The sequence below is a fragment of the Pseudomonas sp. FG36 genome, assembly GCF_057809275.1.
In genome coordinates this window covers 17,385-30,429 of the sequence record NZ_JBMDJQ010000039.1, presented here as the reverse complement: position 1 = coordinate 30,429, position 13,045 = coordinate 17,385, and the positions used below count along the sequence as shown (strand labels likewise).

Here is a 13,045-nt window from a genome sequence, read left to right as displayed (position 1 = left end):
GCGGGCCTCACATGTGTCCGACTTCGGCGGGCAGCTCGTAGAAGCTGGCATGGCGGTAGATCTTGTCGTCCGCCGGGGCGAACAGCGGGTCTTTCTCGTCGGGCGAAGAGGCGGTGATCAGCGCCGAGGGCACCACCCACAGGCTCACGCCTTCGCTGCGGCGGGTGTACAGCTCGCGGGCGTTCTCGATGGCCATGGCGGCGTCGGCGGCATGCACGCTGCCGACGTGCTTGTGGTTCAGGCCGTGCTTGCTGCGCACGAATACTTCGTAGAGGGTCCAGTCAGACATGCTCGATCTCCGCATCGATGGCCGCTTCAGGCGGCATTCTTGTTCTGTTGCTTGCGCGCATAGGCCACGGCGGCCTCGCGTACCCACGCGCCGTTTTCGATGGCCTTGCGGCGTGTTGCGACGCGCTCCTGGTTGCATGGGCCGTTGCCCTTGAGCACCTCGTAGAACTCTTCCCACTGGATCTGGCCGAAGTCGTAATGGCCGCGTTCGGCGTTCCACCTGAGCTCAGGGTCGGGAGCGGTGCAGCCGAGCAGTTCCAGCTGTGGCACGGTCTGGTCGATGAAGCGCTGGCGCAGTTCGTCGTTGCTCTGGCGCTTGATCTTCCAGGCCATGGACTGGGCGCTGTTGGGCGAATGTTCGTCGCTGGGGCCGAACATCATCAGCGCCGGCCACCACAGGCGGTCGATGGCGTCCTGGACCATGTCCTTCTGCGCCTGGGTACCGTGGCGCATCATGGTCAGCAGCAGTTCGTAGCCCTGGCGCTGGTGGAAGCTTTCTTCCTTGCAGATGCGGATCATGGCGCGGGAGTAAGGGCCGTAGGAGGTGCGCTGCAGCACCACCTGGTTGACGATCGCCGCGCCGTCCACCAGCCAGCCCACCGCGCCCATGTCGGCCCAGCTCAGGGTCGGGTAGTTGAAGATGCTGGAATACTTGGCCTTGCCGCTGTGCAGCTTGGCGATCTCTTCGTCGCGGTCGGCGCCAAGGGTTTCCATGGCGCTGTACAGATACAGGCCGTGGCCGGCCTCATCCTGGATCTTGGCCATCAACTGCAGCTTGCGCTTGAGCGAAGGGGCGCGAGTGACCCAGTTGCCTTCCGGGAGCATGCCGACGATCTCGGAATGGGCGTGCTGGGAAATCTGGCGGATGAGCGTCTGGCGGTAAGCCTCGGGCATCCAGTTCTTGGCTTCGATCTTGATCTCGGCGTCGATCTTCTCCTGGAAGGCGCGCTCTTCGGGTGACATCTCTTCCAGGGTCTTCAGGCGTTTGACGCCGGTTTCTACGAGCTGTGCGTACATGGTCGGGCTCCCGCTGATGGGTTGCTTGGGGCGTGGGTCATTTATAAGCGATACAAAACACAACATCAAACAGTATTTGATGTATCAAATAAGATTTGTGTATCGCTTTCGCATGAGCTGGCCGGGCGTGGCAGTGGGCTTGCCCCCGCGATTACGTTCGGCCAGGCGAAAAAAAGCCCCGGAACTTGGCCGGGGCTTTCCAGGAAGCGCTATCGGTCAGCTGGCCAGCCGCTTGTCATACACATGACAGGCCTTGCCTTCCGAGCGTTTCAGCGTGCCGCACGGCTGCAACTGGATCTGCGTGCTGATGCCGATGTAGGTCTTGATCTGCTTCGCCAGTTCACCCACCACCTGCTTGCGCTGGCCCTCGTCGAGGTACTGGCTGTCGCTGCGCAGTTCAACATGCACCTCGACGCTGTCGAGATTGCCATTACGATACAGGTGAATCTCATACAGCTCGGAAAGCTGTTTTATCTTGAGTACCTGCTCCTCGATCTGCGTCGGGAACACATTGACCCCGCGAATGATCAGCATGTCGTCGCTGCGCCCGGTGATCTTGCCGATGCGCCGCATCGGCCGCGCCGTGCCCGGCAGCAGGCGGGTGAGGTCGCGGGTGCGGTAGCGCACCATCGGCAACGCCTCCTTGCTCAGCGAGGTGAACACCAGCTCGCCGAGCTGGCCGTCCGGCAGCACCTGGCCTGTGACCGGATCAATGATCTCGGGGTAGAAATGGTCTTCCCAGATGGTCGGGCCGTCCTTGGTCTCGATGCACTCCATGGCCACGCCCGGGCCCATGATTTCCGACAGCCCGTAGATATCCAGGGCGTCGATGCCCAGGCGCTGCTCGATGGCGCGGCGCAGTTCGTCGGTCCAGGGTTCGGCGCCGAAGATGCCCAGGCGCAGCTTGAGGTCGTGCGGGTCGATGCCCTGGCGCTCGATCTCGTCGGCGAGGTTGAGCATGTACGAGGGGGTGACCATGATGATGTCCGGCTGGAAGTCGCGGATCAGCTGCACCTGCTTCTCGGTCTGGCCGCCGGACATGGGGATCACCGTGCAGCCCAGGCGCTCGGCGCCGTAGTGCGCGCCCAGGCCGCCGGTGAACAGGCCGTAGCCGTAGGAGACATGCACCTTGTCGCCGCGGCGCCCGCCGGCGGCGCGAATCGAGCGCGCCACCACGTTGGCCCAGGTGTCGATGTCGTTCTGGGTGTAGCCGACCACGGTCGGCTTGCCGGTGGTGCCGCTGGAGGCGTGCAGGCGCACCACCTGGTCCTGGGGCACGGCAAACATGCCGTAGGGGTAGTTGTCGCGCAGGTCGTTCTTGCCGGTGAAGGGGAAGCGGGCCAGGTCCTCCAGCGATTTCAGGTCGTCGGGGTGGGCGCCGCAGGCGTCGAAGCGCTGGCGGTACAGCGGCACATTGGCGTAGGCGTGGTTCAGGCTCCAGCGCAGGCGCTCCAGCTGGTGCTGGCGCAGTGCGTCTAGGCTGGCGGTTTCCATCGGGTCGAGCAGGGCGCGGTCGGCATCATGGTAGAGATTCATGGTTTCACTCGAATTGTTCTTGTCGTGGGCCGGGGCCCTGAGTGTCATGGCAGGCAGCATACTGCCCGCGTCGCGCGGCGTCTCTGGCGGCTGATCAGAGGCGTTCGATCACCAGGGCGATGCCCTGGCCGACGCCGATGCACATGGTGCACAGGGCGTAACGGCCACCGGTCTGCTCCAGCTGGTGCAGGGCGGTGGTGACCAGGCGTGCGCCGCTCATGCCCAGCGGGTGGCCCAGGGCAATGGCGCCACCGTTGGGGTTGACCCGCGGATCGTCGTCGGCCAAGCCCAGCTCGCGCAGCACGGCCAGGCCCTGGGCGGCAAAGGCTTCGTTGAGCTCGATCACGTCCATGTCGGCCAGCGCCAGGCCGGTCAGCGCCAGTACCTTGTGGGTCGCCGGCACCGGGCCGATGCCCATTAGGCGTGGTTCGACGCCCGCCACCGCCAGGCCGAGCACCCGGCCACGGGCCTTGAGGCCGTGGCGTTGCGCGGCCCGTGGGCTGGCCAGCAGCAGGGCGCAGGCGCCGTCATTGACCCCCGAGGCATTGCCGGCGGTGACGCTGCCGCCCTCACGGAACGGCGTGCCCAGGCGCGCCAGTTGTTCCAGGGTGGTGTCGCCTCGTGGATGTTCATCGTGCTCGACGCGTTTGGCCGGGCCTTTGCGCTGCGGGATCTCCACCGCGACGATCTCCTGGGCCAGGCGGCCATTGGCCTGGGCGGCGGCGGCCTTGAGCTGGCTGCGCAGGGCGAAGGCATCCTGGTCTTCGCGGGAGATGTCGAAGCGCTCGGCGACGTTCTCCGCGGTTTCGGGCATCGAATCGATGCCGTATTGCGCCTGCATCGACGGGTTGACGAAGCGCCAGCCGATGGTGGTATCGAACAGTTGCGCGCTGCGGCCAAAGGCCTGTTCCGACTTGCCCATGACGAAGGGTGCCCGCGACATCGACTCGACGCCGCCGGCCAGCATCAGCCCGGCTTCGCCGCAGCGCAGGGCGCGGGCAGCGTTGCCGATGGCGTCGAGGCCCGAGCCGCACAGGCGGTTGATCGTGGTGCCGGGCACCTCGATCGGCAGCCCGGCCAGCAGGCCGGCCATGCGCGCGACGTTGCGGTTGTCTTCGCCGGCCTGGTTGGCGCAGCCGAGGATCACATCGTCCAGCGCCGCCCAGTCCAGCCCGGGATGGCGTGCCATCAGCGCCTTGATCGGCACCGCGGCCAGGTCGTCGGGGCGCACGCTCGACAGGGCGCCGCCGTAGCGGCCGATGGGGGTGCGCACGGCATCGATGATCAGCGCGTGGGGCAGGCTGGCGTCAGTCATTTGAAGTCTCCGGCGACAGCACGGTGCCGCGCACTTTGTAGGATTTGCCGTGGAACAGGGCGATCAGCTCGCCCTGCTGGTTCTCGATGCGCACGTCGTAGTTGCCGGTGCGGCCTTTGCGGCTTTGTTCGCTGGCGCTGGCCTGCAGGCGGTCGCCGAGGCGCGCCGGGGCCACATAGTCGATGCTGCAACCCAGGGCCACGGCCGCTTCATCGTAGCTGTTGCAGGCAAAGGCGAATGCCGAATCGGCCAGGGCGAACAGGTAGCCGCCATGGCAGGTGCCGTGGCCCTGGATCATGTCGGCGCGCACGGTCATGCCCAGGCGGGCGCTGCCGGGGCCGGCTTCGAGCAGTTCGATGCCCAGGCCCTGGCTGGCGGCGTCACGGCCGAACATGGCCTCGGCGCAGGCGCGGGCCAAAGCGTGTGCGGATTGATCAGCCATGCAGGCGGCCTCCTTCGGCGTGGGTGCGGCGCAGCAACAGGGACGGGCGGTAACGTTCCTCGCCGTAGCTGCGTTGCAGGTTGTCGAGCACGTTCAGGGTGTAGCCGATGCCCAGGTCGTCGGCCCAGGTCAACGGCCCGCGCGGGTAGTTGACCCCGGCGCGCATCGCCAGGTCGATGTCGCCGGGGGTGGCGACGCCTTGCAGCACGGCATCGGCGGCTTCGTTGGCGAGCATGGCGACGGTGCGCAGCACCACCAGGCCGGGCAGGTCGGCCACCGGGCAGGCGCTCAGGCCGGCCTGGGCAAGCAGGGCGACGGCCTGGTCCAGGGCCACGGCGCTGCATTCGGCGCCGTGGCTGATGGCCAGGCGCGGGGCGCTGGCGTAGTCCAGGGCCAGGTCAAGCAGCACCAGGTTGCGCAAGCCGTCCTCGCGGGCGCGCTGGCTGGCCAGGCGGCCATCGGACAACGCCAGGGTGGCATCTGCCACACGGAGCAGGCCGGTGCCGGCGCGCTCGGTGACGCCGACACCGTTAGCGCGCAAGCGCTCGACCAGGGGCTGCAGGGCACCCAGGTCACCTTCCACCGTGCAGCGTTCGACAGACGTCTGGCTGGTCAATGTCGCGGGCTGTAGCCGTTCGGCACCCTCGGCGTAGCTGTAAAAGCCCTGGCCGGTCTTGCGCCCGAGGCGCCCGGCATCGACCAGCTCTTTCTGCACCAGCGATGGCTGAAAGCGGAAATCGCCATAGAAGGCTTCGAACACCGAGCAGGTCACCGCGTAGTTGACGTCGTGGCCGATCAGGTCGGTCAGTTCGAAGGCGCCCATGCGAAAGCCCCCGGCGTCGCGCAGCAGGGCATCGAGGGTGGCGCAGTCGGCGGCGCCTTCCTGCAGCAGGCGCAGGCTTTCGGCATAGAAGGGTCGGGCCACGCGGTTGACGATAAAGCCCGGCGTCGAGCGGGCATGCACCGGTTGCTTGCCCCAGGCCCGGGCGGTGTCGTAAAGCGTGGCCGCCAGGCTTGGCGCAGTGGTCAGTCCGGAGACGACCTCCACCAGCGCCATCAAGGGCGCCGGGTTGAAGAAGTGCATGCCAATGACCCGTTCCGGGTGCTTGAGCCCGGCGGCGAGGCTGGTGATCGACAGCGAGGAAGTGTTGCTGGCCAGGATGCAGTTCGTGGCGCACAGGGCTTCAAGCCGACGCAGCAGGTCCTGTTTGACTGGCAGTTGTTCGACGATGGCTTCGATCACCAGATGGGCGTCGGCCAGGGCGTCGAGGCTGTCCACCGGTTGCAGCCGGTCGCGGATCGCGCTGCGGCTGTCAGGCGCAAGCTTGCCTTGTTCCACCTGCCGGCCGAACAGGCGATCGATGCCTTCGATCGCCTGCTCGGCGGCGCCGGGGCGCGTATCGTAGAGGCGCACGGGATGGCCGGCCTGGGCCGCCACCTGGGCGATGCCGGCCCCCATCGCGCCTGCGCCGATCACTGCCACCAGGGCGTCGTTGTCGAGTGCGGCCATGGTCAGCGCCCCTTGAACACGGGTGTGCGTTTGTTCATGAAGGCGCTGACGCCCTCGCGGTAGTCCTCGCTGCGCCCGGCCAGGCGCTGAAAGTCGCGCTCCAGTTCCAGCTGTTCATCGAAGCGGTTGTCGAAACTCTGGTTGAGGGCACGCTTGATCAAGGCCAGGCCATAGGTGGGCTGGGCCGCCAGGTGACGGGCCAGGCCGAGTGCTTCGTCGCGCAGCGCGGCATCGTCCACCACCCGGTGGATCAACCCCCATTGCTCGGCCTGCTCGGCGCTCAGGCGCTCGCCCAGCATGGCCAGCGCCTTGGCCCGGGCCATGCCGACCAGTCTGGGCAGCAGCCAGGTGCCGCCGGAGTCCGGCACCAGGCCAATCTTGCAGAACGCCTGGATGAAGCTCGCCGAACGTGCCGCCAGCACCAGGTCGCAGGCCAGTGGCAGGTTGGCGCCGGCACCGGCGGCCACGCCGTTGACCGCGCAGATCACCGGCAGCGGCAGGTCGCGCAGGCTGCGCACCAGCGGGTTGTAGAACTGTTCGATGGACTGGCCAAGGTCGGGCAGCTCGGCGCCGGGCGCGACATTGCGGTCGGCCAGGTCCTGGCCTGCGCAGAAGCCACGGCCTTCGCCGGTCAACAGCAGTACCCGGGCGTGTTCGCTGTGGCGTACCTGCTTCAAGGCCTCGCGCACCTCCAGGTGCATCGCGGTATTGAAGCTGTTGAGCTGCTCGGGCCGGTTGAGCGAGAGGAGGGCAACGCCGTCGTCGCCGATGGAAAACAGGATGTGTTGGAAAGACATGACTGGCTCGCTCCGTCAGTCGGTGGAAGGCTTATAGCCCTTGGAATCGGGCCGGGCGTTTTTCCTGGAAGGCGCGGATGCCTTCGTTGCGGTCGGCGGTGCCGGCCAGCAGGGTGAAGGCGTGGCGCTCGAAGCGCAGGCCGCTCGCCAGGTCCATGTCCTGGGCCTTGAGCAGCGCCTCCTTGGCCAGACGCACCGCCAGCGGCGCCTTGGCGGCGATCGCTACGGCCACCTGCAGGGCACGCTCGACGGTGAGTTCGGGCTCGGTGACTTCACTGATCAGGCCGGCCTGCAGGGCATGACGGGCGCTGATGGCCTCGCCGCCGAGAACCATCTGCATGGCTAGCGGCTTGCCCACGGCTCGCAGCAGGCGCTGGGTGCCGCCGGCGCCGGGGAGGATGCCGAGGTTGATTTCCGGCTGGCCGAAACGGGCGTCGCTGCCGGCGATGACGATATCGGCGCACATGACCAGTTCGCAGCCGCCGCCGAGGGCGAAGCCGTTGACGGCGGCGATCAAGGGCTTGCCGAAGCCGGCGATGCGCTGCCAGTGGGCCGCGCGTGGATCGTCGAGGATGCCGACCAGGTCGCGCTGGGCCATTTCGTTGATATCGGCGCCGGCGGCGAAGGCCTTGCGGCTGCCGGTGATGACCACGGCTCGGATCTGCGGATCCTGGTCGGCGGCATGCAGTTCTGCGGCCAGCTCTTCCAGCAGCGCTGTGTTCAGGGCGTTCAGGGCTTGCGGGCGGTGCAGGGTGATCAGGCGGACACCGTCCGCCGGGGCCTGCACGATGAGGTTGCTTGGCATGGAGTACCTCGGGCTGCACGTTCGGCGCCGGCTAGGGCCGGCTTTTCTTGGAGTTGTTCGTGGTGCTGGGGCAAGTATATGTTCAAAATGATACATAAAATCAACATTGAAATTGTAATTTCGTATCTGTATGTGAGGCGAGCGACGCTATCGCGGGGCAAGCCCGCTCCCACGCCAGCTTGCTTTTATAGCCGATATTGGGGGCGGACTTGCCCAGCTATGAGGTCTTCACAGGTCTGAAGCTTGGTGAAGAAAGCGATACACCAACAAGGCATTGACTAAGTGATTTGATCTGATACAGGATCGACAAGTCTTCTGAATCATATCGAGAGCCAGACCCATGCCCTGCTACCGTCTCGACGGCCTGACCCCCGTGGTCCACCCCAGCGCCTACGTACATCCCAGCGCCGTGCTGATCGGCGACGTGCTGGTCGGCGCAAACTGCTACATCGGCCCCTTGGCCTCGCTGCGCGGCGATTTCGGGCGAATCATCCTGGAAGAGGGCGCCAACCTGCAGGACACCTGCGTGATGCACGGTTTTTCCGGCGGCGACACGGTGGTCGAGCGCAACGGCCATATCGGCCATGGCGCCGTGCTGCACGGCTGCCGGATCGGCGAGGATGCCCTGGTCGGCATGAACGCGGTGGTCATGGACGGCGCGCATATCGCCCCGCGCTGCATCGTCGCCGCCACGGCCTTCGTCAAGGCTGGTTTCGAATGCCCGCAGCAACACCTGGTGGTCGGCGTGCCGGCCGTGGCCAAGCGCCCGCTCAGCGACCAGGAACTGGCCTGGAAACAGCGTGGTACCGCCGAATACCACAACCTTGCCCGGCGTTGCCTGAGCGCACTGGTGGAATGCCCGCCATTGACTGCGCCGGAGCAGGACCGCCCGCGCATGGGCGACTCCGGCGTCAGGCCCAAGGCCGAGGGCGCTGCATGAGCCTTGCGCGGTCGCGGCAGGCAGGTATAGTCGAGGCTTTAGCCGCGCCTCGTTCCCCCATGAGCAGCCTTGCCCCCCTGAATCACCTGATCACCCGTTTCCAGGAGCAGACGCCGATCCGCGCCAGCTCCCTGATCATCACCCTCTACGGCGATGCCATCGAACCCCATGGCGGCACGGTCTGGCTGGGCAGCCTGATCAACCTGCTGGAGCCGATGGGCATCAACGAGCGGCTGATCCGCACCTCGATCTTCCGCCTGACCAAGGAAGGCTGGCTGACCGCCGAAAAGGTCGGCCGGCGCAGCTATTACAGCCTCACCGGCACCGGCCGGCGGCGCTTCGAAAAAGCCTTCAAGCGCGTCTACAGCGCCAGCCTGCCAGCCTGGAACGGCGCCTGGACCCTGGTGCTGCTGGCCCAGCTCGACGCCACCAAGCGCAAGGCCGTGCGTGAAGAGCTCGAGTGGCAAGGCTTCGGCGTCATGGGCGCGAATCTGCTGGGCTGCCCGCGCACCGATCGCGCCGACCTGGCCGCCACCCTGCGCGAGCAGGACGCCGAGGACGACTGCATCGTCTTCGAGACCCTCGCCCAGGAAGTGCTGGCCTCCAAGGCCCTGCGCGCCCAGGTGCGGGAAAGCTGGAACATCGAGGAACTGGGCCAGCACTACAGCGAGTTCATCCGCCTGTTCCGCCCGTTGTGGCAGGCGATGAAGGACCTGGACGCGCCAAGCCCGCAGGACTGCTTCCTGGCGCGCACGCTGCTGATCCACGAGTACCGCCGCCTGCTGCTGCGTGATCCGCAGTTGCCGGACGAGCTGTTGCCGGGGGATTGGGAAGGGCGCGCGGCGCGGCAGCTGTGCCGCAACCTGTACCGGCTGGTGCAGGGCAGGGCGGAGGAATATCTGGCCAGTGCGCTGGAGACGGCAGATGGGCCGTTGCCGGATGCCAACGAGAGCTACTATCGACGCTTTGGCGGGCTTGGCTGAGTGAAAGGAGCGGGCAAGCCCTCTTGTGCGAAGAGGGCTTGCAGATTGTCAGATGACAAAGAACCCATGGGTTCCGTCACGCCCCAACTGATCCACCAAACCGAACTCCCAATCCAGATACCCCTGCATCGCTTCGCGCGGGTTATCCGTACCCTCGTAGGGCCGCCGATAACGATCGATGCGCGGCGCGCCCAGGCGCTGCTCACCTTGTTCGGTCGGCAGCCCGGCGGCGCTCCAGGCGCTGTTGCCGCCCTCGAGCACGAACACCGGCTTGCCGCTCAGGGCCGCCACCTCCGGTGCGGCATAGCGCGCCAGTTGGCTCGAGCCGCAGGTCAGGACGAAGTGCCGTGCTGCCGGTAATGAGGCCAGTACTTCCTCAAGTTGGCTACGCAGCGCCCACACCGCACCGGGAATATGCTGCCTGACATGGTTGGCGCTGGTGGTGAAGTCCAGTACCTGGGTACCCGGTTCTGATAGCCAGTTGGCGAGGAGGGCGGGGCTGATGGTCTCGGCCTGGGGTGGCGCCGGCACGGGCGCGACCCAGGCACCGGGTTCCTTGAAGTCGCCCGATGACAACCCATCGAGCACCGCCACCGCCCAGCCCATCTGCGCCAGCCACGACGCGCTCATGTTGGCGCGCACGCCGTCGTCGTCCACCAGCACCAGGCGCGCGCCACGCACGCTGGCGACATGGTCGGTCTCCTGCACCAGTTGGCCACCGGGTGTGGAGCGGGCGCCGGGCAGGTGGCCCAAGGCAAACTCCTCGGGCGTGCGCACATCGAACAGGTAGGTGGTGCGCTGCGCTTCGGCCTGCCATTGGCGCAGGCCTGCCAGATCGATGCGTGCCACACCGGCGCGGTCGGCCACCTGGCGGGCGCGTTGCGCGGCACTGTCGCGGGTGGTGGCGGTCACTGCGCGGAAACGGCGCGACTGGCCTTGCTCCAGGGTTTGCCCAGCGAGAGTCCAGCCGATGGTGCCGTTGCGCAGGGCCGCCACCGGGTTGGGGACGCCGGCATTGACCAGCGACTGGGTGCCGATGATGCTGCGGGTGCGCCCGGCGCAATTGACGATCACCCGGGTGGCCGGATCGGGGGCCAGCTCCGCCACGCGCAGCACCAGTTCGGCGCCGGGCACGCTGATGCCGCCGGGGATGCTCATGGTCTGGTACTCGTCGAAGCGGCGGGCATCCAGCACCACCACATCGGCGTTGGCGTCGAGCAGTGCCTTGACCTCTTTGGCCGCCAGCGACGGCGTATGGCGCTCGGCCTCCACCAGTTCGCCGAAGGCCTTGCTCGGCACGTTCACGTCGCGGAACAACTCGCCACCTGCTTCTCGCCAACCGGCCAGACCGCCGTCGAGCAGGGCCACGTCGGTGTAGCCCAGGGCGAGCAGGCGCTGCGTGGCGGTCGACGCCAGCCCTTCGCCGTCGTCGTAGACGGTGATGGACGTGTCGCGCCGTGGCACTCGGGCGTAGATCTCCAGCTCCAGCCGCGACAGCGGCACATTGGCGGCGAATAGCGGATGGGCCTGGGCGAACGGGTCTTCTTCGCGGACATCGAGCAAGGCCAGTTCCTGGCCGGCGAGGAGGGCGGCGCGGATAGCGTGGAAGGTGCGACGGGTGGCCTGGCTCATGCGCGGTTCTCTTTCGACAGATCCCAGAGGTTGGGCAGGTGGCTGTTGGAATAGCCGGAAATAAAGGGTTTTTCTTCACCCTCGGCGCTGTACACCGCACGCCGCACGGCGCCGATGTTGGCGCCGTAGACATGGATGCTGATGGAAGTACGGTCGGCATGGGCATTGCACACCTGGTGCAGGTCGCCGATGCGCGGCGACACCGCGATCACCTGGCCGGGCGCGAGCCGCTCGGCCGGGCCCTTCGGCTGCAGGGCTCCGTGCGCCAGGGCATAGCCCTGGCTGATTTCGCTGCCGCGCAGCATGCCGATCAGCCCCCAGGTGCGGTGGTCGTGCACGGGGGTTTCCTGCCCTGGCCCCCAGACGAAACTGACGATGGAGAACCGCTGGCCGGAGTCGGTGTGCAGCAGGTACTGCTGGTAGCGCTCCGGGCTGGGCCGGGCGTAGTCGTCCGGCAGCCAGTCGTCGACACTGACCAGGTCGCGCAGCAGCCGCGCGCCATGGTCGAGCAGGCGCGGCTCGTCCGGCGCCTGGGCGAGAAGGTCGGCCAGCTCGCCGATGAAGCTGCGTAGCCGTCCGTGGTTGGGCGTTTGAGACATGGGTTCCCTCGATGTCCGTCAGGTTAGGCAGCGCCGGGCGCTACCGTGGCGAGGAAAAAGGTATTATTCTTTTTGCGTATTTTTCCACATATTTATTATGCGAATTAAGAATGAAGATAGATGATATCGATGCATTCGTGGCCGTCATCCGCAGCCAGTCCATCAGCCAGGCGGCCGAATCGCTGCGCCTGACCCAGCCGGCCATCACCCGCCGGGTGCAGAACTTCGAGGAAGCCCTCGGCGTCAGCCTGCTGGACCGCAATACCAAACCGTTGAAACCCACGCCCATGGGCATGCGCGTCTACGAGCAGTGCCGGGCAGTGCTGCGCGAGATGGACGCGCTGCGCGAACTGGTGCTCAGCGACGCCTTGCCCAGCGGCGCCCTGCGCCTGGGGGTGCCGCAGACCATCGGCGACGTGGTGTTGCTCGACGCCCTCAGCCAGCTCAAGGCGCTGTATCCCGACCTGCAGACCCAGGTCGCCACCGGTTGGGGCAGCCATCTGCTGGGCAAGATGGAGAACGGCGAGCTGGACGCGGTGGCGGCGCTGTTCCCGGCCGGCAAGGTGTTCCCCGAGGGCATCGTCGGTCGGTCGTTGGCGCGCATGGACCTGGTGGTGGTGGCTGCCCGCGGCGAGGTGGGCAAGCGCAGTTGCAAGCTTGCCGACTGCTACCAGCGTGGCTGGGTGCTCAACCCCGACGGCTGTGGTTTCCGTGCCGGTCTGCAGCGGGCGTTGAACGACGAAGGGCTGTCGCTGCGGATCAACCTGGAAACCTTCGGGACCGAGTTGCAACTGGGGTTGATCGCCAATGGCCTGGGCTTTGGCCTGGTGCCACGGCCGTTGCTGGACAACAGCCGCCACCGCGAACGCCTGGACATCGTGCAGGTGAGTGATTTCAAGCCGGTGATCGACTTGTGGCTGATCCATCCGCGGTTTCTCGGCAACCTGCAGGCGCCGGTGGCGTTGTTTGGCGAGACCGTGGCGCAGCGGGTGGCGAATCAACCGTAGGCGCGGGGCTGAAATGGGGCTGCGTTGCAGCCCCGAAGCACTAATGCAAATTTAATATTTTGCATATGTTGGCAATTGTTGAATGCATTATTTGTATATTAGGTTAGAAGCAGATCGAATTTCACGGCACTTTTTAAGATCGATAGCATAAGGATCAAGCCAGGCACCGGCGGG

General features: G+C 66.5%; 13 protein-coding genes. 3 read left to right on the top strand and 10 right to left on the bottom strand.

From position 1 onward, the window contains the following. Nucleotides 1-7: 7 nt before the first annotated feature. From paaB to paaF, 8 genes are all read right to left on the bottom strand, one after another. Nucleotides 8-289, bottom strand: a complete 282-nt coding sequence (gene paaB, locus ACODS9_RS22835) for a 1,2-phenylacetyl-CoA epoxidase subunit PaaB (protein ID WP_046855639.1) — start codon at nt 287-289, stop codon at nt 8-10. Nucleotides 290-315: 26 nt separating this feature from the next. Then, nucleotides 316-1,305, bottom strand: coding sequence for a 1,2-phenylacetyl-CoA epoxidase subunit PaaA (gene paaA, locus ACODS9_RS22830; protein WP_401108834.1), 990 nt, complete (start codon nt 1,303-1,305; stop codon nt 316-318). Between the two features lie 216 nt (nt 1,306-1,521). Continuing rightward, the gene (gene paaK, locus ACODS9_RS22825) at nt 1,522-2,841 is read right to left on the bottom strand and encodes a phenylacetate--CoA ligase PaaK (RefSeq protein WP_038707537.1); all 1,320 of its coding nucleotides are present in this window, start codon (nt 2,839-2,841) and stop codon (nt 1,522-1,524) included. A gap of 94 nt (nt 2,842-2,935) precedes the next feature. Further along, entirely contained in the window at nt 2,936-4,156 is a 1,221-nt protein-coding gene (pcaF, locus tag ACODS9_RS22820) for a 3-oxoadipyl-CoA thiolase (RefSeq protein ID WP_489094812.1), read from the bottom strand. Continuing rightward, nucleotides 4,149-4,598, bottom strand: a complete 450-nt coding sequence (gene paaI / locus ACODS9_RS22815; RefSeq protein WP_110604710.1) for a hydroxyphenylacetyl-CoA thioesterase PaaI — start codon at nt 4,596-4,598, stop codon at nt 4,149-4,151. Before paaI ends, pcaF begins: the two co-directional genes overlap by 8 nt. Beyond that, entirely contained in the window at nt 4,591-6,108 is a 1,518-nt protein-coding gene (gene paaH / locus ACODS9_RS22810) for a 3-hydroxyacyl-CoA dehydrogenase PaaH (RefSeq protein ID WP_489094811.1), read from the bottom strand. The genes paaI and paaH overlap by 8 nt, the downstream gene beginning before the upstream one ends. Before the next feature lie 2 nt (nt 6,109-6,110). Continuing rightward, nucleotides 6,111-6,905 (bottom strand): 2-(1,2-epoxy-1,2-dihydrophenyl)acetyl-CoA isomerase PaaG, encoded by a 795-nt coding sequence (gene paaG / locus ACODS9_RS22805; protein WP_489094810.1) that lies wholly within the window; start codon nt 6,903-6,905, stop codon nt 6,111-6,113. Between the two features lie 31 nt (nt 6,906-6,936). Continuing rightward, the gene (paaF, locus tag ACODS9_RS22800; RefSeq protein ID WP_489094809.1) at nt 6,937-7,710 is read right to left on the bottom strand and encodes a 2,3-dehydroadipyl-CoA hydratase PaaF; all 774 of its coding nucleotides are present in this window, start codon (nt 7,708-7,710) and stop codon (nt 6,937-6,939) included. Between the two features lie 340 nt (nt 7,711-8,050). Between paaF and paaY the strand changes: the two genes are divergently transcribed. Further along, nucleotides 8,051-8,650: a phenylacetic acid degradation protein PaaY gene (paaY, locus tag ACODS9_RS22795; protein ID WP_489094808.1), complete on the top strand. Its 600-nt coding sequence runs from the start codon at nt 8,051-8,053 to the stop codon at nt 8,648-8,650. Between the two features lie 59 nt (nt 8,651-8,709). After that, nucleotides 8,710-9,633: a phenylacetic acid degradation operon negative regulatory protein PaaX gene (gene paaX / locus ACODS9_RS22790; RefSeq protein ID WP_489094807.1), complete on the top strand. Its 924-nt coding sequence runs from the start codon at nt 8,710-8,712 to the stop codon at nt 9,631-9,633. A gap of 48 nt (nt 9,634-9,681) precedes the next feature. Here paaX and ACODS9_RS22785 read toward each other — a convergent pair whose 3' ends face one another. Next, a complete protein-coding gene (locus ACODS9_RS22785; protein WP_489094806.1) occupies nt 9,682-11,265 on the bottom strand; it encodes a rhodanese-related sulfurtransferase in 1,584 nt (527 codons plus the stop codon). After that, nucleotides 11,262-11,864: a cysteine dioxygenase family protein gene (locus ACODS9_RS22780; RefSeq protein WP_489094805.1), complete on the bottom strand. Its 603-nt coding sequence runs from the start codon at nt 11,862-11,864 to the stop codon at nt 11,262-11,264. Before ACODS9_RS22780 ends, ACODS9_RS22785 begins: the two co-directional genes overlap by 4 nt. Before the next feature lie 110 nt (nt 11,865-11,974). On the opposite strand from ACODS9_RS22780, the gene ACODS9_RS22775 reads away from it, so the two are divergent. Beyond that, nucleotides 11,975-12,871 (top strand): LysR family transcriptional regulator, encoded by an 897-nt coding sequence (locus ACODS9_RS22775; RefSeq protein WP_102682030.1) that lies wholly within the window; start codon nt 11,975-11,977, stop codon nt 12,869-12,871. Nucleotides 12,872-13,045 lie beyond the last annotated feature (174 nt).